Origin of the sequence: Mammaliicoccus sp. Q-M61, assembly GCF_022386055.1 — a bacterium.
GTDB lineage: Bacteria > Bacillota > Bacilli > Staphylococcales > Staphylococcaceae > Mammaliicoccus > Mammaliicoccus sciuri_A.
The window spans coordinates 1-23,877 of the sequence record NZ_JAJNJL010000005.1 but is presented as its reverse complement, the minus strand read 5'-3'; the positions used below and the strand labels follow the sequence as shown (position 1 = coordinate 23,877).

The 23,877-nt window shown below is 32.7% G+C and carries 18 protein-coding genes; 8 read left to right on the top strand and 10 right to left on the bottom strand.

Annotated features, from left to right (window positions below; translation table 11 throughout):
- The first annotated feature begins 75 nt into the window (after window positions 1-75).
- The 4 genes from LQ677_RS08265 (at window position 76) to lrgB (ending at window position 3,787) form a co-directional block, all read left to right on the top strand.
- A complete protein-coding gene (locus LQ677_RS08265) occupies window positions 76-1,830 on the top strand; it encodes a sensor histidine kinase (protein ID WP_196307987.1) in 1,755 nt (584 codons plus the stop codon).
- The gene (locus tag LQ677_RS08260) at window positions 1,830-2,552 is read left to right on the top strand and encodes a response regulator transcription factor LytR (RefSeq protein ID WP_239748277.1); all 723 of its coding nucleotides are present in this window, start codon (window positions 1,830-1,832) and stop codon (window positions 2,550-2,552) included. The genes LQ677_RS08265 and LQ677_RS08260 overlap by 1 nt, the downstream gene beginning before the upstream one ends.
- 120 nt (window positions 2,553-2,672) lie before the next feature.
- Window positions 2,673-3,089, top strand: coding sequence for an antiholin-like murein hydrolase modulator LrgA (gene lrgA / locus LQ677_RS08255; RefSeq protein ID WP_037590236.1), 417 nt, complete (start codon window positions 2,673-2,675; stop codon window positions 3,087-3,089).
- Window positions 3,086-3,787, top strand: coding sequence for an antiholin-like protein LrgB (lrgB, locus tag LQ677_RS08250; RefSeq protein ID WP_025906914.1), 702 nt, complete (start codon window positions 3,086-3,088; stop codon window positions 3,785-3,787). Before lrgA ends, lrgB begins: the two co-directional genes overlap by 4 nt.
- A gap of 50 nt (window positions 3,788-3,837) precedes the next feature.
- Here lrgB and LQ677_RS08245 read toward each other — a convergent pair whose 3' ends face one another.
- The 8 genes from LQ677_RS08245 to LQ677_RS08210 all read right to left on the bottom strand — a co-directional run bounded on the left by LQ677_RS08245 (window position 3,838) and on the right by LQ677_RS08210 (window position 12,498).
- Window positions 3,838-4,215 (bottom strand): GtrA family protein, encoded by a 378-nt coding sequence (locus LQ677_RS08245; RefSeq protein WP_037590237.1) that lies wholly within the window; start codon window positions 4,213-4,215, stop codon window positions 3,838-3,840.
- A gap of 27 nt (window positions 4,216-4,242) precedes the next feature.
- A complete protein-coding gene (gene kynU / locus LQ677_RS08240) occupies window positions 4,243-5,526 on the bottom strand; it encodes a kynureninase (RefSeq protein WP_126477012.1) in 1,284 nt (427 codons plus the stop codon).
- A 536-nt stretch (window positions 5,527-6,062) separates the two neighbouring features.
- A complete protein-coding gene (gene phnE / locus LQ677_RS08235) occupies window positions 6,063-6,872 on the bottom strand; it encodes a phosphonate ABC transporter, permease protein PhnE (RefSeq protein WP_239748276.1) in 810 nt (269 codons plus the stop codon).
- Window positions 6,869-7,666, bottom strand: a complete 798-nt coding sequence (phnE, locus tag LQ677_RS08230) for a phosphonate ABC transporter, permease protein PhnE (protein ID WP_025906908.1) — start codon at window positions 7,664-7,666, stop codon at window positions 6,869-6,871. Before phnE (LQ677_RS08230) ends, phnE (LQ677_RS08235) begins: the two co-directional genes overlap by 4 nt.
- Entirely contained in the window at window positions 7,667-8,440 is a 774-nt protein-coding gene (gene phnC / locus LQ677_RS08225; protein ID WP_239748275.1) for a phosphonate ABC transporter ATP-binding protein, read from the bottom strand. It lies immediately after the preceding gene.
- 69 nt (window positions 8,441-8,509) lie between these two features.
- Window positions 8,510-9,466, bottom strand: coding sequence for a phosphate/phosphite/phosphonate ABC transporter substrate-binding protein (locus LQ677_RS08220; RefSeq protein WP_025906906.1), 957 nt, complete (start codon window positions 9,464-9,466; stop codon window positions 8,510-8,512).
- 265 nt (window positions 9,467-9,731) lie between these two features.
- Window positions 9,732-11,270 carry a bifunctional metallophosphatase/5'-nucleotidase gene (locus LQ677_RS08215; protein ID WP_239748274.1) on the bottom strand — a complete coding sequence of 513 codons (1,539 nt, stop codon included), beginning with the start codon at window positions 11,268-11,270 and terminating at the stop codon, window positions 9,732-9,734.
- Between the two features lie 592 nt (window positions 11,271-11,862).
- Window positions 11,863-12,498, bottom strand: a complete 636-nt coding sequence (locus LQ677_RS08210) for an FMN-dependent NADH-azoreductase (protein ID WP_239748273.1) — start codon at window positions 12,496-12,498, stop codon at window positions 11,863-11,865.
- A gap of 171 nt (window positions 12,499-12,669) precedes the next feature.
- Here LQ677_RS08210 and LQ677_RS08205 point away from each other — a divergent pair, with 171 nt between their 5' ends.
- Window positions 12,670-13,260 (top strand): histidine phosphatase family protein, encoded by a 591-nt coding sequence (locus LQ677_RS08205; protein WP_239748272.1) that lies wholly within the window; start codon window positions 12,670-12,672, stop codon window positions 13,258-13,260.
- A 42-nt stretch (window positions 13,261-13,302) separates the two neighbouring features.
- On the opposite strand, the gene LQ677_RS08200 is transcribed toward LQ677_RS08205, so the two are convergent.
- Window positions 13,303-14,004, bottom strand: coding sequence for a GntR family transcriptional regulator (locus tag LQ677_RS08200; RefSeq protein ID WP_239748271.1), 702 nt, complete (start codon window positions 14,002-14,004; stop codon window positions 13,303-13,305).
- Between the two features lie 143 nt (window positions 14,005-14,147).
- Between LQ677_RS08200 and LQ677_RS08195 the strand changes: the two genes are divergently transcribed.
- Window positions 14,148-15,590 (top strand): 6-phospho-beta-glucosidase, encoded by a 1,443-nt coding sequence (locus tag LQ677_RS08195; RefSeq protein WP_107576652.1) that lies wholly within the window; start codon window positions 14,148-14,150, stop codon window positions 15,588-15,590.
- 178 nt (window positions 15,591-15,768) lie between these two features.
- Here LQ677_RS08195 and LQ677_RS08190 read toward each other — a convergent pair whose 3' ends face one another.
- Complete coding sequence (locus tag LQ677_RS08190; protein WP_191836665.1) at window positions 15,769-17,811, bottom strand: helix-turn-helix transcriptional regulator; 2,043 nt, start codon at window positions 17,809-17,811, stop codon at window positions 15,769-15,771.
- Between the two features lie 492 nt (window positions 17,812-18,303).
- Here LQ677_RS08190 and LQ677_RS08185 point away from each other — a divergent pair, with 492 nt between their 5' ends.
- Both LQ677_RS08185 and LQ677_RS08180 read left to right on the top strand, forming a co-directional pair.
- Window positions 18,304-21,732, top strand: a complete 3,429-nt coding sequence (locus tag LQ677_RS08185) for an LPXTG cell wall anchor domain-containing protein (protein ID WP_275583269.1) — start codon at window positions 18,304-18,306, stop codon at window positions 21,730-21,732.
- 373 nt (window positions 21,733-22,105) lie between these two features.
- Window positions 22,106-23,877 (top strand): YSIRK-type signal peptide-containing protein (locus LQ677_RS08180; protein ID WP_239748270.1); only part of this gene is annotated, 1,772 nt, incomplete at its 3' end.

Genomic DNA, 23,877 nt, shown 5'->3' with positions numbered 1-23,877 from the left:
GATTTCTAACAATCATATGGTAAAATATTTGTTGGTATGAACGTATAGAAAAGTAAAGAAACGATAGGTGTTTATATGTTAAATTTATTTGTCTTATTATTAGAACGTGTTGGTTTAATTATACTCGTTGCCTACATATTAATGAATACCACGTATTTTAAAAATATGATGGGTGAACGTGAAAAATGGTATGTAAAATGGCGATTAATTATTGTATTTTCATCATTTGCATTGCTATCTAATTTTACAGGTGTCGCGATTCATAATGGTGAAATTGTATCGAGTATGATTTATTTACATCTCGGACCAGAAGTGTCACTTGCGAATACACGTGTGTTAACAATAGGCGTTTCAGGGTTGATAGGTGGACCATTTGTAGGTCTGTTCGTAGGTGTACTATCAGGTATATTTAGAGTTTATATTGGCGGTGCAGATGCATATACATATTTAATATCATCAATCGTCATTGGACTTGTCGCAGGTTACTTTGGTGCACAAGCAATGAAGTCAAAAAGTTATTTATCCGTGAAACAAAGTGCATTAGTAGGTGCATCTACGGAAGTTATTCAAATGATTTGTATATTGATATTCTCATCTCAAAAAGCAGATGCATGGGAACTTGTTCAACTTATAGCATTGCCAATGATTATCATTAATGGATTAGGTACTGCGATATTTATGTCTATTATTATTTCGACAGTTAAACAAGAAGAACAAATGAGAGCGATCCAAACGCATGATGTATTAAAGCTTGTCAATCAGACATTGCCTTATTTTAAAGAAGGATTAACAGAATCATCTGCACATCAATCAGCAAAAGTTATCAAAGATCTTATGAAAGTTTCTGCCGTTGCTATTACAAATAAGACGCATATATTGGCGCATGTTGGTGTAGCTAGTGATCATCATACACCGGATAAGACCATCATTACTGATTTATCTAAAGCAGTTATTGAAACAGGTCAACAAAAAGAAGTCTATTCTAGTAAAGATATAGGGTGTCAACATCCGAACTGTCCTCTTGAAGCGGCGATCGTTATTCCGTTATATGTACATGATGATATTGTAGGGACTTTGAAGTTGTATTTTACAGATCATCATGATTTAACATTTGTAGAGAAACAACTAGCTGAAGGTTTAGCTAAAATATTCTCCAGTCAGTTAGAACTTGGTGCTGTTGAAACACAACGAAAATTATTACAAGATGCTGAAATTAAGTCGTTACAAGCTCAAGTTAATCCGCATTTCTTCTTTAATTCGATTAATACAATTTCAGCATTAGTTCGAATAGATCATGAGAAAGCACGTCAATTATTATTACAATTGAGTCATTTCTTCCGTTCGAATCTACAAGGTGCGAGAAACAATACGATTACAATTGAAAAAGAATTAGAACAAGTACGCGCTTATATTGCTTTAGAGCAAGCAAGATATCCCGATCATTTTAAAATTGAATTTGATATACCCGAAGAACATTATTCTGCACTTGTGCCACCTTTTGTTATACAAATATTAGTAGAGAATGCAATTAAACATGCCTTTACAAGTAGAAAAGATGACAATCGCATTTGGGTAAAAGTGAGTCGTAATCATCAATCGATTCAACTATGTGTAAGAGATAACGGGCAAGGTATACATGAAGATAAAATTGCTATTTTAGGTAAGACAACTGTTGCCTCTCAGTCTGGAACAGGAAGTGCGCTAGAGAACTTAAATAGAAGATTAACAGGATTATTTGGAAATCATGCAGAATTACAATTCGATTCAAGTGATAAAGGAACGAAAGTATGTACGATTATTCCACACAAATATCGAGAGGAGGAAATGTAATGCATGCGTTAATTGTTGATGATGAACCATTAGCACGTAATGAACTGAAATATTTATTGAATCAAATTGGTTCATTTAGTCAAATTGAAGAAGCAGAGAATGTTGAAGAGACTTTGGAACAACTATTGTCACACGAATTTGATGTTATATTTTTAGATATTAATTTGATGGAAGAAAGTGGCTTAGATTTAGCGAAGAAAATCAACAAAATGAAACATGTTCCGCATATTATCTTTGCGACTGCTCATGACACATATGCTGTACAAGCATTTGAATTAGAAGCAACAGACTATATTTTGAAGCCTTTTGAGAAAGCAAGAATTGAACAAGCGATTAATAAAATTACGAATATCGAAACACAACAATCAGTTGAACCGAAACCTGTCAATCACGATGAAGTCTTGCCTATTGAAATTGATGATCGTATTTATGTATTGAATGTAGATGATATTATTGCGATATCAGTCAACCAAGGTATTACGACGATTAATACGACTGACAATGAATATACGACAAACGAGCCACTCAGTTTCTACGAGAAAAAGCTCAGTCACGCTAAATTTATTCGTATTCATCGCGCAAGTATTATTAATAAATGGCATATACAATCGGTTGAACATTGGTTTAATTCGACGTATCAAGTGATGTTGACGGGGAATATCAAATTACAAGTTAGTCGATCATATATGAAGTCGTTTAAATCAGAAATAGGGTTAGTATAATTTTCAGAGCATAAATTTTGTAACTTAGAGGTCAATTATTGCATTTCGCATTGAAAACGCTTTAAAAATTGATTTTCATATTAAGATAACCTTAAGAGATTACTTCGGGAGGTTGTCAAAATGAAAAAAGTCAATAACTTCTTTCATCAAGTATTAACAATATCAATTGTATTATTAATTTCACATGTCATAGAAAGCTTTATGCCTATACCAATGCCAGCATCTGTTATTGGATTAGTGCTAATGTTTATCGCTTTAACGACAGGTATTATCAAGTTAGAACAAGTAGAAGCGGTTGGTACAGCATTGACGAATAATATCGGATTCTTATTCGTTCCAGCGGGTATTTCAGTAATCAACTCATTAGGCATCTTAAGTACGAGTCCAATACTTATCATATTACTAATTATTATTTCTACAATTTTATTACTTGTTTGTACGGGTATCTTTTCACAAATGATTATTAAACCAAGTGAAAAATCAGCTAAACGTACGAAAGAAATTAACAATAAACGCGTGGCAGGTGATTATGCATGATGGAACATTTAGGCCTTAATACACCATATTTCGGTATCGGATTATCTGTAATATTATTCTTAGTCGGTACTTATTTATTTAAAAAAACAAATGGATTCTTCTTGTTTGCGCCATTATTTTTCAGTATGGTTGGTGGCATTGTATTTTTAAAAGCGACAGGCATACCATATGAAAATTACAAAATAGGTGGAGATATTATTAATTTCTTCCTAGAACCAGCAACAATTTGTTTCGCAATTCCTTTATACAAAAAACGTGAAGTACTTAAAAAACATTGGCATCATATCATGGGTGGTATTGCGATTGGAACAGTAGCAGCACTTGTTATTATTTATATTGTAGCGAAAGCATTCCAATTTGGTGATGATATTATCGCATCAATGTTACCACAAGCAGCAACAACTGCAATTGCATTGCCAGTTTCAGAAGGTATTTCAGGTATTAAAGAACTTACATCGTTAGCCGTGATTTTAAACGCCGTTATTATTATGGCATTAGGTAATAAATTATTGAAACTCTTTAATATTACAAATCCGATTGCGAGAGGATTAGCTTTAGGTACAAGTGGACACACACTCGGTGTCGCAGCAGCAAAAGAATTAGGTGAAGTAGAAGAATCAATGGCCAGTATTTCACTCGTTCTTGTTGGTATCGTAGTCGTAGCAGTCGTTCCATTCTTTGTTATGTTCTTATTATAGAAAAAATGAAAAGCGCCTGTAACATGTTTATGTTACAAGCGCTTTTCGTTTTATTTATCTACTAAAATCCATCTAGATAATATAAATGTTATTGGAATTGTAAAAATTAATCCGATAAATGGTGCAAAAGTTTCGTTTACATGAAGTAACTGTACAAACACAAATAATAATAATGTTTGTAGCCCCATATTTACAACTTGTGTAATAGGAAATTGAATGAATTTTTTGATGGTAGGCTGAACGCGATAAACAAAATAACAATTCAAATAAAATGAAATGATAAAGCTTATTATGAAACTCGATATATGACTCACTAAATATTGAATGTCGAACACTTTTAATAATAATAAATATATCCAGTAATAATTAACTGTATTGATGCCACCTACAAGTATAAATCGAATGATTTCTCCGTGTTTCTTGGACATATAGCTACTCCTTAAGTACGCAATTTATTATACGACCAGGCCACGTTTCGTACTATATTGTTCGTATAAATGATCTTGTGCAATTTCTTCTAAAATCTCAACGACTTTATAGACTTCTTCATATGATGTATATAAAGCAATAGGTGCTAATCGAATCACATTCGGTTCTCTAAAATCTGGAATCACACCTTTATCTTTCAACGCTAAACTGATTCTATATGCTTCATCATGCACTAAACAAACATGTCCACCTCGTTTAAAATCATCACGTAAGTTCCCAACTGAATAACCATAGTCAGTTAACTTTTCATCAATTAAATACATTAAGTATGACGTAATATGAAGTGATTTCGTTCTAATAGCATGCATACCAACTTCGTTAAAAATATTAAGTACACCTTCTAATGGTGCCATAGATAGAATATTTGGTGTTCCAACTTGCCACCCTGAAGCATCTCGTTGATGTTCAAATGTATGATTAAGTTGGAATTGTGTTTCGTCTTTATTCCCAAACCAACCGGCCGTACCAGGACTGCGATTAAAGTGTTTCTTATTGATATATAAGCCAGCAGTTGAACCAGGTCCACCTGATAAATATTTATATGTACACCATACAGCAAAGTCTGCATCAATTTGGGTTAAGTCAATTTCAATCGCGCCGATTGCATGACATAAGTCCCATCCAATGAAGATTTGACGTTCCTTCGCAGCCATTGTTATTTTTGCCATGTCTAATACTTGGGCACTTCGGTAGAGTACGGTAGGTAATAGAATAAGTGCAACATCATCTGTCATTGCTTCAATAATGGCATCTTCATCAATGAATACACCATCTGAACTTTTAACAACTTTAACTGCATCGTTTGGATCTAATCCTTTTAGACGCACTTGACTATCTACTGCATAACGGTCAGTAGGGAAGTTTAAGTCATCAACTAATATTTTGTATTTATCTTTAGTCGGTTCGTAAAAAGTACTGATAGCTTGATGTATATTGGATGTCGTGCTACCAACTACTACAACTTCTTCAGGACTCGCACCAATTAATGGCGCCATGTTTGAAGCAATGTGCTTAGAATAATGATAGTATTTGCTGTCTTCAATATTCCAAATTTTGATACCTTCTTTTTTCCAATCTTCTAACGCATTGAGCAATGATGCCTCAGCATCTTTAGAAGCAAGACCTAAAGAATTCCCATCCATGTAAATTTCGTTAGGTTGTATATAAAATCGATCACGAACATGATGTAACACATCCGCTTTATCCAAAGCTTCGGCAAATTCTTTTGTTGTATTAAATGAAGTATCCATTTGTTCATCCCCTTATAAATAATGAATCATTCTTTAAATATAATTGTATACTTTCCATGTAAAAGTCACAAAGATAATGATATTTGGGATGGGTGGATGTAGGAGTGTGGGTGTGGGCAGAAAGTGAGAAGGTAGGATTGGGATTTCCAGGCCGATAAAATAAAATAGCGACCCGAAAATAGGATTTTCAGGCCGATAAAAATAAATACCGGTCCAGAAATGAGAAATATGGACCGATAAAAATAATTACCGGTCCAGAAACGAGAAATATGGACCGATAAAATAAATTAGCGGTCCAGAAACGGGAAATATGGACCGATAAAATAAATTAGCGGTCCAGAAACGAGAAATATGGACCGATAAAAAATATTACCGGTCCAGAAACGAGAAATACGGACCGATAAATAAAAATAGCGACCCGAAAATGAGATTACCAGGCCGATAAATAAAAATAGCGACCCGGAAACGGTATTTGCAGGCCGATAAAATAAAATAGCGACCCGGAAATCGTAATTTCCGTGGTCGCTTCATCTTTATTAAACGAGTTTCTTTCTAATACTACCTGATATAAAATCAACTACTGCTACCATTATGACTAAACCTATTAATATTATGCCTACACGATCCCAAGTTCGAGTTTGCAAAGCAAATATTAATGGTGTTCCGATACCGCCAGCTCCGATTAAACCGAGTATTGAAGCGGATCTTAAGTTTAACTCAAATCGATATAATACTAATGATATGTATGAAGGTAGTATTTGTGGTACTACTGCAAACATAAGTGTCTTAATCGAATTGGCGCCACTTGCTACGAGTGATTCTGTTGGGCTTAAATCTAGATTCTCTAGATCTTCAGCGAACAATTTACCCATCATACCTATAGAATGAATACCTAGTGCAAGTACACCTGAAAATGAACCTGGACCTACAGCTTTAATGAAGATAATAGCCATAACAATTTCAGGAAACACTCTTATAACACTCAACATAAATTTACTAATACTAGAAACAGGTTTAAATTTAACCATGTTTTTAGCAGCAATAAATGCAAGTGGTATAAATAAAATGGCTGATAAAAATGTACTAATAACAGCAATTGCAAATGTTTCTAATAAACCTCTTAGAAGGTCTTCACCTTCAGGAATATATACATAATTCCAATCAGGATGAAATAATCCATCTACAATAGATTTCATAATTGTTCCTGACTGTGATTTGATTTCGAAAGCGGGTAATCCTACAAAAGCCCAAATTAATAATACGACAAGAATGATACTTGTAATCCATCGAGAAATAATGGATTTGCGTTGTCTTTCTGGCTTTAACTGATAATGAGTTTGTGTCATATTAATTTTTCCCTCACTTTCGTACTTACTAAGTCAATGATTACAACAATAACAAGTGTTACAAGTATGATTGTTAATGTCTTAGGATATTGGAAAAGACCTAATGTTTGATCATAATACAGACCAATACCACCAGCACCAACTAAACCTAATACTGCTGCTGCTCTTATGTTAATTTCGAATGCGTATAATACATAAGACATATATGGCGCAATAGCTTGTGGGATTATCGCATATGTAATCCATTTTAATTTATTTGCACCAACTGCAGTCATAGCTTCTAAAGGACCATCATCAATACTTTCTAATGATTCATACATCAATTTACATATGATACTAATAGATAAAATGATGATTGCGAGTACCCCTGGAATTTGACCAATACCAAAAATTGCAACGAATACTGCTGCAAGTAATAAGTCAGGGATTGTTCTAACAATATTTAAGATAAATCTACAAGGATAAGTAATCCAACTTGAACGAATAACATTTCGTGCACACAGGATTGAAATAGGAATTGAAAGGAGACCACCTATAAATGTTCCTACAACTGCCATTCGAATAGTATCTAACATTGGTTTAGTGATACTAGAAATATAACTTAAATCTGGTGGAACCATACTTTTGAACAGTTCGACCATTTGTGGAATACCGTACATTAAATCACCAATACTAAAGTTCGTAAACATGAAACTCCAAACGACTAATATAGCGACGATAATGATTGATAAAACAACTTTTAAAGAAGTCTTACGACGTAAGTAAGGTTCAAAGCGTTCTTGGTTAGAGTCCATTTACTGCACCCCTAACTTCTCGTCATTTTTAATATGGCGTCCATAAATTTCGGCAAATGTTTCATCCGTTGCTTCTGATGCAGGTCCATCATAAACTAATTCACCAGCACGTAGCCCGATAATTCTAGTACCGTATTCTTTTGCTAAATCTACGAAATGCAGGTTGATGATAATCGTGATACCTAATTCTTCATTAATACGCTTTAAGTCATCCATAACTTGTTTCGTTGTAAGTGGGTCTAATGACGCGACAGGTTCGTCTGCAAGGATGATAGACGATTCTTGACATAAAGCACGTGCAATAGAAATACGTTGTTGTTGACCACCAGATAATTCATCAGAACGGTTATATGCTTTTTCTAGTATATTTACTCTATCTAATGATTCTAGTGCTTTTATCTTATCTTCTTTCGGAAATAAACCGAGTACCATTTTCCAAGTAGGGTGGTATCCGACTCTACCACTCAACACGTTTCTAATAACAGATGATCGTTTGACTAAATTGAAATGTTGGAAAATCATACCTATATTGCGACGCATCATCAATAATTCTTTACCTGATGCTTTAGAGATGGATTTACCATCAATTAAAATATCGCCTTCAGTAATATCATGTAAACGATTGATTGAACGTAGTAGGGTAGATTTACCAGCACCTGATAAACCTACAATTACTGCAAAGTCGCCTTTTTCAATATTTAAATTGATATCTTTCAGGCCTTGGTGACCATTTTTATATATTTTGCTCACTTTTTTAAATTCTATTTGACTCATATGTATCCCCCTTAAAAAATAAAAGCTCTGCTCATAATAGGAGCTGAGCTTTTATATTAAATCTCATCATTATTTTTCGTTATCGTTTACTTTTTTACCGTATTCACGTACGATATCGAATTCAGAGTCTTTGCTATCAACATAGCCTTCATGACTATAAACTTCACTTACAATTTTGTGGCCTTCTTTAGTTTTTGCGATATCTTTAAAAGCTTTTTTAAGTTTATCTCTAAATTTGTCATCCATATCGCTTCTTACTGAAATTGTATCGTTTGGAATATCTTCAGTTAATTCTACGATTTCAGTATCTTTGAAGACGTTTGGTTGGTCTTTCTTAACAATGTTACGAGCATCTTGGAATGTTACAGCTACATCAACATCACCATTTAATAATGCAATAATAGCTTGGTCATGTCCTTTAACATTTGTAATTTTCATGTCGTTAATTGGATTGATGCCTTCTTTTAATAATTCAGCTACTGGATAAGTGTATCCTGCAGTTGATGTAACATCTTGTAAGGCAATTTTTTTACCTTTCATGTCTTTTAAAGATTTAATGCCAGAATCTTTTTTAACAACAAATTGTGATTTATAACTTTTAACGAGTTTGTCATTATTAGATCCGTCTTTGTTAACGCCATAACGTTGTGCTTGTAGTAATACATCAGCAGCTTTTTGATCGTGTGCTAATGTGTAAGCAGTAGGTGGTAAGAAACCAACGTCTACTTTTTTAGATTTCATTGCTTCAACGATTGTGTTGTAATTTGTAGAAACTGAAACTTTTACTGGAATATCTAATTCTTTTGATAATAATTTTTCTAACGGTTTTGCTTTTGCTTCTAATGTGTCAGCATTTTGAGATGGAACGAATTGAATAGTAAGTTCTTTAGGTTTATAGCTGTCCCCTTTGCTATCCCCATCACTTGACGATTTTGAATCAATACTTGATTTCCCGTTGCCACATGCAGCTAGTAAAATCATTGCCCCCAACAAAAGTATGGTTACAAAACTAAAACTTTTTTTCATGTCCATTAATTAAACCTCCAAATATGTATTATCACTACAAATAAATAAAATCTCGATACAAATTTAATTATACCCTTCGATTATGTAAAATTACAATATGAATATGCATATATTTTCTATTTAATGCCATAATTTGTATGGACTCCATTTACATAAAAATATTACCACAAAATCTTATGCTTTTTTACATAAAAATAGAAAATTTTGTTAAATGATTGTAAGGATATTAAAGATTTGTCTGATGCATCATATTTCTATGGTTTAGTTAATATTTAACTTCAAAATTCATTACTTCTGGCACGTCTTCTATACTGTGTTGTCCTAAGAAATCAATCAGCATTTCAGCACCTTCAACTTGAATATCTTTGATGATTTTATCAGCACTATACATGTTAAAATCACCGCCACCAACTGCTCTATAATTATTAAGAACGATAGAATAATGTGCGTCTAATTCTATAGGTTTGCCTTTAAATAAAACATTTTCTACACGATTGCCAATAGGTTTTTGAATATTGAATGTATATGAAATACCCGCGTACATATCATAGTTATAATGTTGTGGTTTAGGTTCAATGAAAGCTTTATTCACGACAAGTTCACCTTGTTCAATATCGAAGTATGAAGCGGTTCTTTCTAAGGCTAGTAATAAATCTTTACCGGTAATATCTAATACATAGAAAGTATTAGGGAATGGGTAATTATTTATAACGTCACGCATCGTAATAGTTTGTCCAAATCCAACGCCACTATCAAATAAGGCTGAAGCGGATATGTCAGCTCCACTAAGCTTCATTTGCGCATAATTAATAAAGTTAATCAGTAGGTGTGGCTCAATTCTTGCTTTAAAATGATCGTCGACATACATCGTTTGAGATTGTTGTGAGATTTCAGTATCTAACCAGTCATTAATTTCTTTTTCTAAATTTGTAAGATTTTCTGGAATTGAAATTTGTGGTTGATAGTCTTTAACAAATAGTAATTCTGAATCTGCTGATAACACTTTGTTTGTTTCTTCATCAATTTTCAATGTGATCTTACCGAGACAATCTCCTTTACCACCGGGTTGAATGACTGCTGTTTGGTTAATGACTTCTGCAATTTCTCTATGCTGATGACCGGTTATCAATACATCAACACCTTCTAATTCTGTTAGTAAATCATAACCTTCATTTTCACCAGTCAGTAATTCAGTTTCTTCACCAGTATGTAAATCACGCTCAAATCCTCCGTGATAGCACACGACAACAATGTCCGCGTTACGTCTCACTTCTGGTATCAGTTCTTTCGCAGTTTCAACAGCAGATTGAAAACTTAATTCAGCTATTGTATCGGGTTTCTCCCAATGTGGTATATATTGAGTCGTTAAGCCGATAATACCGAAAGTCGTTTTATCTTTTTCTAAATAAATGACATCATTACCAGTGAAAGGTTGATGCTCTTTAAAAATATTTGCCGATAGCACGGGGTAGTTTAAAGATTTAATCGCGTCATAAAGGTAAGGTAAGCCGTAGTTAAATTCATGATTTCCAATAACACCGAAGTCAAAATCAATCTGGTTGTATAGATCAGTTAAAGGCTTACTTGATTTAGCTTCCGAAGCCAAATATGAACATAGTGGTGAACCTTGTAGAAAATCCCCATTGTCCATTACGATGACATGTTCATGAGTTTGCTTGATATCTTGAATCATTTGATTAATTTTAAGTAACCCCTTAGGTAAGTCTTGATGAGCCTCTTGATAATCAGTAGGGAAGATATAGCCATGAATATCACTCACCGTTAAAATTACAATCTCTTTCATTATGAAAAAGCCTCCAATCATAAAATAGTCCTTAATAAATATAGTATAAACGAAACTTTTGAATAAAATGTAATATATTTTAGGATTAGAAGGAAATTTGGGGAGGATGTGTGAGTTTCTGGACCGATATGAAAAATTATCGGTCCAGAAACGAGAAATACGGACCGATAAAAATAATTACCGGTCCAGAAACGAGAAATATGGACCGATAAAAATAATTACCGGTCCAGAAATGAGAAATATGGACCGATAAAAATAATTATCGGTCCAGAAACGAGAAATACGGACCGATAAATAAAATTATCGACCCGAAAACGAGATTACCAGGCCGATAAAAAATTTATCGACCCGAAAACGGGATTTGCAGGCCGATAAATAAAATTATCGACCCGAAAACAGGATTACCAGGCCGATAAAAAAATTTATCGACCCGAAAACAGGATTACCAGGCCGATAAAAAAATTTATCGACCCGAAAACGAGGTTATCAGGCCGATAAATAAAAATATCGACCCGAAAATGAGGTTATCAGGCCGATAAATGAAAACCTGAGTCATCGCACGATGACTCAGGTTCAATATTACAATATTAAATTAGAATGTTTGTCCTAATGCTTTTGCACGCTCGATTGCGTCTGCTTTGATTTCTTCTGCTTTTTCTGGGTTAGCATTATGACCTTCAACAATTAAACCGTCAAAGTCAGTAATTCCGTAGAAGTTCATCATTTGTCCGATGTAACGGTGGCCCATTTCTAAGTCAGCTGCTGGTCCTTCACTATAGTATCCACCACGTGCTTGAATGTGTAATGCTTTTTTATCTGGTAATAAACCAACTGGACCTTCAGATGTATATTTGAATGTTTTGCCAGCTACTGATACTGAATCTAAGTATGCTTTCATAACTGGTGGGAATGAGAAGTTCCAGAATGGTGTAACGAATACATATTTGTCTGCATTAACAAATTGATCACTTAATTCGTTTAAGCGACGTACTTTACCTTGTTCACCTTCTGAAAGTTCTTCGAAGCCTTGTCCTGATTGTAATTTACCCCAACCAGCGAATACATCTGCATCAATTTGTGGAATGTATGAATTGTATAAATCGATATGAACGACTTCATCATTAGGGTTTGAAGCTTTATAACTTTCGATAAATGATTTAGCTGTTGCCATTGAAAAAGAAACAGTTTCATCATGTGGATGAGCTGTAATAAATAATACTTGTGACATAATAATATTTCTCCTCTGTGATAAAAATTAAACTAACTATAATTATTATACTTAAATTCTTTAGCAAAGCAATAGGAATGCTCATGAAAATAAATGTTATTTTACACTTAAGTTTTAATAATGGTAGGATAAATGTAATGAATGATAATTTGATAAGAGGGATGATGGATTTTGAGTAAGAAATTATACTTAATGAGACATGGACAAACATTATTTAATGAGAAGAAAAAAATTCAAGGTGCATCTGATTCACCATTAACACAATTAGGTATTGAACAAGCGCGTATGGCAAAAAAGTATTTCGATGAATCGAATATAACATTTGAGTCGTTATACGCATCTACACAAGAACGTGCGAGTGATACACTTGAAATTATATGTCCAGAAAGACCATATGTAAGATTAAAAGGATTAAAAGAATGGAACTTTGGACTTTATGAAGCTGAAAGTGAAACTTTAAATCCTCCACATAAGCCAGGTGAAACTTCTTATGGAGACTTCTTTGTTGATTATGGCGGTGAGTCTAGTGAAGAACTACAAAGTAGAATGAATGAAACTTTAACAGAAATTATGAATACAGACGAAGCCAATACAATATTAGCAGTAAGCCATGGCGGTGCATTATATATGTTTTTACAACTATGGTTATCATTTGAACAAGTTAAAGAAGTGAAATTCTCCAATTGTTGCATACTCGAATTTGAATTTGAAAACAATACATTTAAATTTATACAAGCCATTAATCCAACAGAAATGGCATAATAAAACGGGACAGCCATCGTACATGATGACTGTCCCGTTCTATTATTTAATTGAAGGTATATAGAATCTAGAATTTTCATAATGGAATATGATTTTAGAGTAGTCGAAAGGAATACCTGTACTTGTGTAGAATATTTGTTCATATTCTAACGATGGATCACCTTCATTTAATTCCAAGTGTGTCGCATCTTCTTTATTTAGTTTACCAATATTGAAATATATATCAGTGAATCCTACTTTAACTTTTAAGTTATTTTCAATGTAATGAAAGATTGAACCATTGGCAATTTCTTCATTCATGTATAAGACAACATTCTTACTAAAATAAGAAGTTTCAATACAGAATACTTCTCCATCAAGATATCTAACACGATCGACAAGGTATACAGTATCGTTATCTTTTAACTTTAATTGTTGTTTTACTTCATCTTCAGGTTGAATCTCCGAGACTTTTAAGATTTTACTCGTTACATCGTGTCCTTTAAATTCATCTGAAAATCCATCAGCAGTAAATAAGTTAACAAATCCATCTCTTTTCGGATTTCTTACATAGATACCACTGCCTCTAGCTTGATAGATTAAACCTGTTTTTTCTAGATTTTTGAGAGCGTTGATAATCGTACTCTTGCTCACGTTAAATTCATTTCTTAAAACTTCAACACTCGGTAATTTATCCCCAGCTTCATAATGCCCATTATTGATAAGCGACTCAATACGTTCAGCAATAAGCTCGTACTTAAGCATATTAATCCCCACTTTATGATAGATATTACTCATATTATAGCACTAGTTAAATTAATAACACCAACTAAATATATACCTATCTTTACAAATTGTATCGGTATAATTATAATGTAAGTGTATACAAAATATGCGGAGGTAATCAAATGGCTAAATTAAACAAAGACTTTTTATGGGGTGGCGCTTTAGCTGCTAATCAATTTGAAGGTGGATATGATCAAGGTGGTAAAGGGTTAAGTGTTCACGATGTGATGACTGCTGGTGAGCATGGTAAAGCACGTGAAATTACTGAAAAGGTTGAAGCTGACAAATACTATCCTAACCATGAAGGTATTGATTTTTATAATAGATATAAAGAAGATATTGGTTTGTTCAATGAAATGGGATTAAAATGTTTAAGAACATCTATCGCATGGACACGTATTTTTCCAAATGGTGATGAAACTGAGCCTAATGAAGAAGGTCTAAAGTTCTATGATAATGTTATTGATGAGCTTTTAAAATATAACATTGAACCGGTATTAACGTTATCTCATTTTGAAATGCCATTACACTTAGCAAGAGAATATGGTGGTTTTAGAAATCGTAAAGTTGTAGACTTTTTCGTGCGTTTTGCTGAAACTGTCTTCAATCGTTATAAAGATAAAGTGAAATATTGGATGACATTTAACGAGATTAATAACCAAATGGATACAAGTAATCCTATTTTCTTATGGACGAATTCAGGTGTCACTTTAACAGAAGAAGATGATGCTGAAGAAGTACTATATCAAGTTGCGCATAATGAATTAATCGCAAGTGCACTTGCTGTATCAAAAGGTAAAGAAATTAATCCAAACTTTGTTATTGGGAACATGATTTCTCACGTACCTATTTATCCATATTCATGTAACCCTAAAGATATTTTAGAAGCGGAAATTGCAAGTCGTTTGAGATATTTCTTCCCAGATGTTCAAGTAAGAGGATATTACCCAGGTTATGCATTAAAAATGTTTGAGAAAAAAGGTTACGATATTAAGTGGCAAGAAGGCGACGATGAAATCTTAAAAAATGGTACGGTAGATTATATCGGTTTCAGTTATTATATGTCTACAGTCGTTAAACATGATGCAGAACAAAGTGTTGATGGTAATGTTGTGAATGGTGGATTACCAAATTCAGTAGAGAATCCATACATTAAAGTCAGTCAGTGGGGTTGGGCAATAGATCCAGTTGGTTTAAGATATACTTTAAATGCGTTGTACAATCGCTATCAGTTACCATTATTTATCGTTGAAAATGGCTTCGGTACAACAGATGAATTTAAAGAAGACGGTACAATAGATGACCAAGAAAGAATCGATTACTTGAGAGAACATATTCAAGCGTCTATAGAAGCGGTTGATGAAGACGGTGTTGAACTAATGGGATACACACCTTGGGGTATAATTGATATCGTATCATTTACAACAGGTGAAATGAAAAAACGATATGGTTTAATTCACGTAGATCGTGATAATGCAGGAAAAGGAACATTAAAACGTACTAAGAAGAACTCATTCTATTGGTATAAAAATGTCATCGATACAAACGGTGAAGAACTTAAATAATACAACTAATTAAACAATTTGTAAGATTAGGAATGATTCCTAACCTAAAGAAAATAACATCTCATTTTAATGATTTAATCGTTAAAAATGAGATGTTATTTTGTTTTTGTTAATGTATTAAAAAATTATTCCTTTTCATTAAATAAAGGGGGTTATGTAAATTCCTCTAATAGAAATATTAATGATATATAGTAATCATCATTACCGATTTTGGTGGAACATTTGCTATAAATGGTCCCAATTTAAAGTTGTGTTTGCGTACTTTAAATAGTGGAGCATTGTACTGACTAATTTTATATTTTAAAGTATTTGGAAGGCAATTTCTTTCTGTGAGGTTGGAACTTATTATACCATCTATACTGCCAAATTTAGTATTTAATAATTCGCTAGTAATAATCATATTTGATGAGTTAATATGACCAAAATCAATAAAGTATTTTTTAGTGAATTCTCTTATATTGTTAGTGTCTGAGTCATCGCTATTGTATAAAAGTATATTGTAACCGTACATGTTTTTAGTTATTAAATATCCGTCTCCATAATAACAATTAGCTTTTGAAAAATTATATAACATCAAACCAAGAAAGAAAAATGGTGTTTTGTTTTCTGTTTCATCAAAAATAGATATTAGATTCATACTACTTTTTTCTTTTGAAAAAGGAATGCTTGCCCCAGCAATATATTTAACAATTGAAATTGAGTTTTCTAAAAAATACCCTATATTATATATGGAGAGTTCATTATATAAATTATCATAATTTAATATAATTACATTTTTATTCGCATTAATTTTAGAAATATATTTTGGTAAAGACTTATTCAGAATATTGTAAGTATCATTTTGTTTTTTTGTTCTTTTACCATCATAAAATAAAAAATCAATTGTAAAATAATCTGGAGACAATTGAAGCAACCTTGAATCTACCTCCAAATTTTTAATGTAGTATTCCGTAATATCAATTGAAATTTGAATACTTTTACCGTATGAATCTCTTTTAATATGTTTAATATCATCAATAGAAAAATATTTTAAATCTAATAATAATAGAATTTTTCTATCGCTAAATGAGAAGGTACTCAAATGTTCATCTTCTAATATTTGTAATTCTTTTATCACTTTCAAAATGAAATAAAAGTACTTTAAACTATTAATTTTTAAAGCGACAGAAAATTTCGTTTTTAATAATTTTCTAAGTCTTGATACTATATTGTGGAAATCATTGTTAATAAAATTTTCTATATTTTCACTTATATATATGTATGAAGGAAGTCGATAATTGTTAAAATTTTTATAAGTAAAGATTGCTTCATTGATAATTAGGTCTAAATTATTGTATTCCCCAATATCTATCAAATTAAAAAATGAAAATGCAGGTTGAGTAATATTTTTGTCATTAATTAATATATCAACATTACTTAAATGTTTTTGGAAATCAAAGTTTACTTTAGATAATGTAGCTAAATCCTCTTTAATACCTTCTATATTTAATTTCTTATTTTCAATAGGCATATGTCTGTACTTTTTAGGTGTAATACCAAATTCTTCTTTAAAATGTTTTATGTAAACAGTTGTATTTGCATACCCCCATTTTCTTGCAATGCTTTCGATTTTTACTTTTCCGTTTCCAATATCTTTCATAGATTTTGAAAGTCTGAGTGATCTAGTGTATTCATAATAATTTAAATTAGTGTTGCTCTTAAATAATGTAGAAACACTAGTTGTAGACATATAAAATTGTTGAGATAAATCTTTAAGCGTAATTTTATCAGTTAAATGATTAGTAATGTAATTAGTGATATTTGAAAAAGTGTCGTTAGCATTAGAATTAATATTTCTTCTATATTTTGTAATGGAATTTATAATTTTTTTAATTAGTCTAGTAGTTTCAGTTTTATGGAAATTTCTACTTAGATAGCTTTTGAATAGAATTGATAAATCGTACATCAATTCTTCGCGTTCTAATAAAGAATACTTTTGGTTAAATATATTTATATTATATTCTTTAAAAATTGAGCTAGGTAAATATAACAACAAAACATCATTAGTATTAATATAATACAATTCTGATTCATTTATAATATATAAATTTTTGCGATTATAACTATTTCCCTCAATATAGATTTCTACATTTCCCTTCAAAGATATTACTAAGATTAAACCATCATAAGCACGACTTGGGTATTTCATAGGATTATCTAAATAATAGAATTTTGGAATCATTCAGAATCCCTCCTCTTTTAAATCAGATAAAAACAGTAAGGATAAAATATTTTTAAATGATTATATCATAATTATAATGAATATTTAATGATATAGAATTTACAGGAATAAAAACATAAGTAAATAAAAACTTAATATAAACAATTTGTTGATAATCATTTTACAAGTTAATAGGATATTTTTATGTATATAAGATATTTTTAGCCTATAAAAATATACATTTTTTTAGAAAAGTAATTTTTAGACGATTATTTTATTACTATGTTATACATTCAACGTCTATAAAAGCATTAAATATATTAGTAGAAGTGCATCTATAGAACATATATTGCATATTCACTTTTCAATAACTTTAGTAAGTTAGTATATTTGTTTATTTATGAATTCATTCGAAAAAACAATTTGAAAATAAGGAGGTAGAATAAAATCACTATTGTATAACACGGGAAAGTTAGAAGGTTAATTTGTATAAAATAAGAAAGGGTTTTACTTATGAATAATAAGCAATATGTAAAAAGGAAACAAGTTTTTGGAATTAGAAAATTATCTTTTGGAACTGGATCAGCTTTATTAACTACACTTTTATTCTTCGGTGTGAGCAATTCTGTTTATGCAGCAGAAAATGGAAATGATATAAGCAGTGAAGTTAATGAGTCTCTATCAGAAGAAACAAATAAGGTTGTAACGGAACCGAAAAATTCAGAAACAAGTGAAGTAGCAGAGCCAGAAAGAGCAGAAGTTACAGAATCAGGAGCAAGTGAAGTAGCAGAGCCAGAAAGAGTAGAAGTTACAGAACCAGAAGCAAGTGAAGCAGCAGAGCCAGAAAGAGCAGAAGTTACGGAATCAGGAGCAAGTGAAGCAACAGAGCCAGAAAGAGCAGAGGCTACAGAACCAGAAACGAGTGAAACAGCAGAGTCAACTGAAGCAGAAGGTAAGGATGTAGCAGAACCAGTATTAAGAGTGGCAGCAGAACCAGTTAGTTATATTAGTAATTATAGTGCGACAGATAATTATGTATTATCAGATAATATAAAGGTAATTGGAGGAGGGGGAGTCAATGTAACTCCAGGTGTTGCTAGAGTACAGAAAAACGGGAGAGTTATATATGACTATATAGTTTCCTTAAATCCAGTTCAATCAAGTGATCATATTCAAACTGCTAGTACATTTAATATTACAATTCCAAAATTTGCTGAAAATGTAAAATTCACTTTGATTGGTACAAGGGAGAAAGAAAGTTATAAACCTCATAATGTTGATTTAGAATTAGGAATAATGAGCTTCGATGAATATGATGAGAATCAAGAGAGATATAATAATATTCCAACGTATGAAGAATACTTAGAATTTAAAGAAAGTGGTAATATCCCTCTTTCAGTTGTTGAGAAAAAAATAGAAAAAGAAGATGGTGAAGATACGTATTATTATACAGGTGGTTCAACATTTAATGATTTAGTTCGTCAATTTAGTGTTAATACGATTGTTTTTGGCCCAGTTGGTATCAAAGTTGAATTTGATATTTCAAAAGAACAATTTGAAAAAACAAAATATTTACCTTTAGATGCAAGGCTAGCGTGGAGAGGAAAATTTGAACCAGCTGTTCTCTTAAGCTATGAGAATGGTGCTCAATCTATGGATGATTATAGGCCGAATACAATTGGTAATTCAAAGAACTATGGTGAAGGATCTTCATACCAGTTTATAGAACATCCAGAATTAATAAGACCAGGAGATTTTGATGAACACGGCTTGTATACTCAACCTGGTATTGCGGTAACGCGTAATACTGGAAGTTGGGATACGATTGGTCCAGATATATCAACAGGAATATTTGATTATGTAAAAATATTTAACTTACGTGCAAATCCTGCTGTTACTTATTATGCTCCTGTAAATGAAGATCACGCGGATATTGGAGTAGTATCAGAGGTTATATTACCTGACGAAGATATTATCGATTCAGATAGCAACTCTGATACAGACAGCGATTCAAACTCAGATAACAACTCTGATTCAGATAGCAATTCAGACTCAGACTCTGACAGTAATTCAAACTCAGATAGTGATTCAGACTCTGACATGAATTCAAATTCAGATTCAGATAGCGATTCAAACACTGACAGCAACTCAGACTCAGAGAGTGATTCTGATACAGACAGGGATTCAAATTCAGATAGCAATTCAAACACTGATAGCGACTCAGACTCTGATATGAATTCAAATTCAGATAGCGATTCAAATTCAGACAGCAATTCAAGCTCTGACAGCAATTCAAACTCAGATAGCGACTCAGACTCTGACAGCGATTCAAATTCAGATAGTGACTCAGACTCTGATATGAACTCAAATTCAGACAGTGACTCAAACTCTGATATGAATTCAAATTCAGATAGCGATTCAAACTCAGACAGCAATTCAGAATCAGATAGTGAATCAAACCCAGATAGCAACTCAGACATGAACTCAAACTCAGATAGCAACTCAAACACTGACAGCAACTCAGACTCTGACATGATTTCAAATTCAGATAGCGATTCAAATTCAGATAGTGACTCAAACTCTGATATGAACTCAAACTCTGACAGCAATTCAAACACAGATAGCGACTCAAACTCTGATATGAATTCAGATTCAGATAGCAGTTCAGACTTAGACAGCAACTCAGACTCTGACATGAATTCAAATTCAGATAGTGACTCAAACTCAGATAGCAACTCAGACTCAGTTAACAATTCAAACTCAGATAGCAACTCATCTTCAGATAGCAACTCAGACTCAGTTAGTGACTCAGACTCTGACATGAATTCAAATTCAGATAGCAATTCAGACTCAGTTAGCAATTCAGATTCAGACAGCGATTCAAGCTCTGATAGTGATTCTGATACAGATAGCAACTCAGACTCTGACATGAACTCAAATTCAGACAGCGATTCAAACTCAGATAATGATTCAAACTCAGACAGCAACTCTGATTTAGATAGTGACTCAAATTCAGACAGCGATTCAAACTCAGATAGCGACTCTGATACAGATAGCAACTCAGACTCAGATAGTAGCTCAAATTCAGATAGCGATTCAAGCTCAGATAGTGACTCAAACTCAGATAGCAACTCATCTTCAGATAGCGACTCATCTTCAGATAGCGACTCAGACTCTGATATGAACTCAAATTCAGACAGTGACTCAAACTCTGACAGCAATTCAGACTCAGACAGCGATTCAAATTCAGATAGCAATTCAAACTCAGATAGCAACTCAGACTCTGACACGAATTCAAATTCAGATAGCAATTCAAACTCAGATAGCGACTCAGACTCTGATATGAGTTCAAATTCAGACAGCAATTCAAACTCAGATAGCGACTCAGACTCTGATATGAATTCAAATTCTGATAATGATTCAAATTCAGATAGCAATTCTGATTCAGATAGCAATTCTGATATAGATAGCAACTCAAACTCAGATAGTGACTCAGACTCTGACATGAATTCAAATTCAGACAGCGATTCAAACTCAGATAGCAACTCATCTTCAGATAGCAACTCAGACTCTGACATGAATTCAAATTCAGACAGCAATTCAAACACTGATAGCGACTCAGACTCTGATATGAATTCAAATTCTGACAGCGACTCAGACTCTGATATGAGTTCAAATTCAGACATCGACTCAAACTCAGACAGCAATTCAGATTCAGATAGTGATTCAGATATGGGTATGGGTTCAAATGATTCAAGCACTAGTAGTGGATCAGGTGTTGCTAAAGCTGCTGCTATAAATGATTCTAATAAGTTAAATAAAGAAAAAGATTTACCAGTTACAGGAGAGCAAACTCTAAATAATACAACATTAATAGGTAGTTTATTCGCTGGTATTGGTTCATTATTCTTATTTGGTCGCCGTAGAAATGAAGATAAATAAATTAAACATTTAAGATGTGGGCTAAAACGTACTAAGAAGAACTCATTCTATTGGTATAAAAATGTCATCGATACAAACGGTGAAGAACTTAAATAATACAATCAGACCTTGTCATACATAATGACAGGGTCTTTTTTATGCCAGTAAATTGGTATTTGAAATTTGTCGGAAAAATAATTACCGATATTAAAAATAAAATAGATTTTAGATATTCTTAAAATTAAAACGTTGTATTATACAAAATATAAATGTAAATAATAACTTTTTAAAATAAATGTTGTACAATTTAAAGTGCGCTAGTATAATTTTACATGATAAGTGCTTGATGTTCGAAATACTTATCGAATATCCAAAAAATTCTGGAGGTATATAAATGGAACAAAAGAAAAGAAAAAGAGTTAAAAAATTAGATTTTTTACCTAATAGATTAAATCATTATTCTATTAGAAAATTCACGATTGGTACGGCTTCAATCTTAGTTGGTTCAGCTTTACTTTTCGGTATAGGTAGTGAAGCTAAAGCGGATGAACAAGCGAGTCATTCAACTGTACAAGATGATGGTGTGAATAAGGATAAAGCAAACATAGATGATTCTGTTCAAGAATCTGCCTCAACAGAAGAAGCGAGCACAGAAGAAACAGCACCAGAAGCTGAGACAACAGAAGAAGCGAGCACAGAAGAAAAAGCGCCAGAAGCTGAGACAACAGAAGAAGCAAGTACAGAAGAGAAAGCACCGGAAGCTAACACAACAGAAGAAGCAAGCACAGAAGAGAAAGCACCGGAAGCTGATACAACAGAAGAAGCAAGCACAGAAGAGAAAGCACCAGAAGCTGAGTCAACAGAAGAAGCAAGTACAGAAGAAAAAGCGCCAGAAACTGACAAAACAGAAGAAGTAAGTACAGAAGAGAAAGCACCAGAAGCTGATACAACAGAAAAAGTAAGTACAGAAGAGAAAGCACCAGAAACTGAGTCAACACCAAAAACTACAAATAAAGTAGCAACAGAAAAAGCGCAATCAGCTAAATCAACAGAAGAATCTAATACTGCAAATAAAAACGACGATTATTCAATCTCACAAGTTCGTGATGAAGAAACAGCTGCTACATATTATAAAAAAGCTGCCAACGTTTCTGATAAACAAGCTCGTGAAGTAATCAGTAATTTAAATTTAGATACTAAAAATTTAAGTGAACAAGAATTACAATATGAATTGATCAAAGCGTTAGCAAACAAGCAGAAAAACAATAAACCATTAGCAACTGCATTAAGAGCGGCATCACCAAAAGATGAAGAATCTTTAAATATTGCTTCAAATGAATTAATCAATACATTAGCAGTAACAGATAAATCAAAAGTAATCGAAGCAGATGCGATTAAGAATGGATATATCAAATCGCAAACTGACGCAACTAACGCTGCAAATACTCTATCAGGAAGAGCTTGGATTGTTGATAAAGGAACGCCTTCAACAATGTCTAATGGACTAACAGCAGTTCCTGAAGGTACGAAAGTATACTTACAATGGATCGATAAAGATGGAGCTGTATCACCAACATATATGGCTACAACATCTAACAAATTAAGATCTTCAGATGGTTCTCAAGTAGGTCCAGGTGCATATGCATTTGACTTAAGAGAGGCTTGGACTGACGCAAATGGAAAAGAGCATAAATATAACGCGACTAGTAAGCAACTATATCGCTTATGGATTGAAGATTTTGAAATTGATGATGGTATTACAGCGACAATGATACGTCAAGCTGGCGGATTTTATCCTGGAAGATATGTAGACTCTATTACTAATTCTAATTTAGGTCAATTTCCATTAATTGGTTCAAATATGCAACGTACGGGTATATTTATGGGAATTAAGTCAGGTAATGATTACATGACTAATGACAAATCTGAATGGATCCATGATGAACAAGGTCCATTGAGTAGTCCAGCAGTAGATTTAAAAGCAAAAAATTCAGTTTCAGGACAAGTTTGGTTTGAAACAGGTGCTGGAGACTATGCTAACTCAGCTACAGGACCAAATAATAATAGTAAAGATCCAGAAGCTGCTGGTTATACAGTTGTTATGTCTTCATTAACTGAAGAAGGTGCCAAACAATATAAAGCTCAAGTTAATAGTTTACCAGAAAA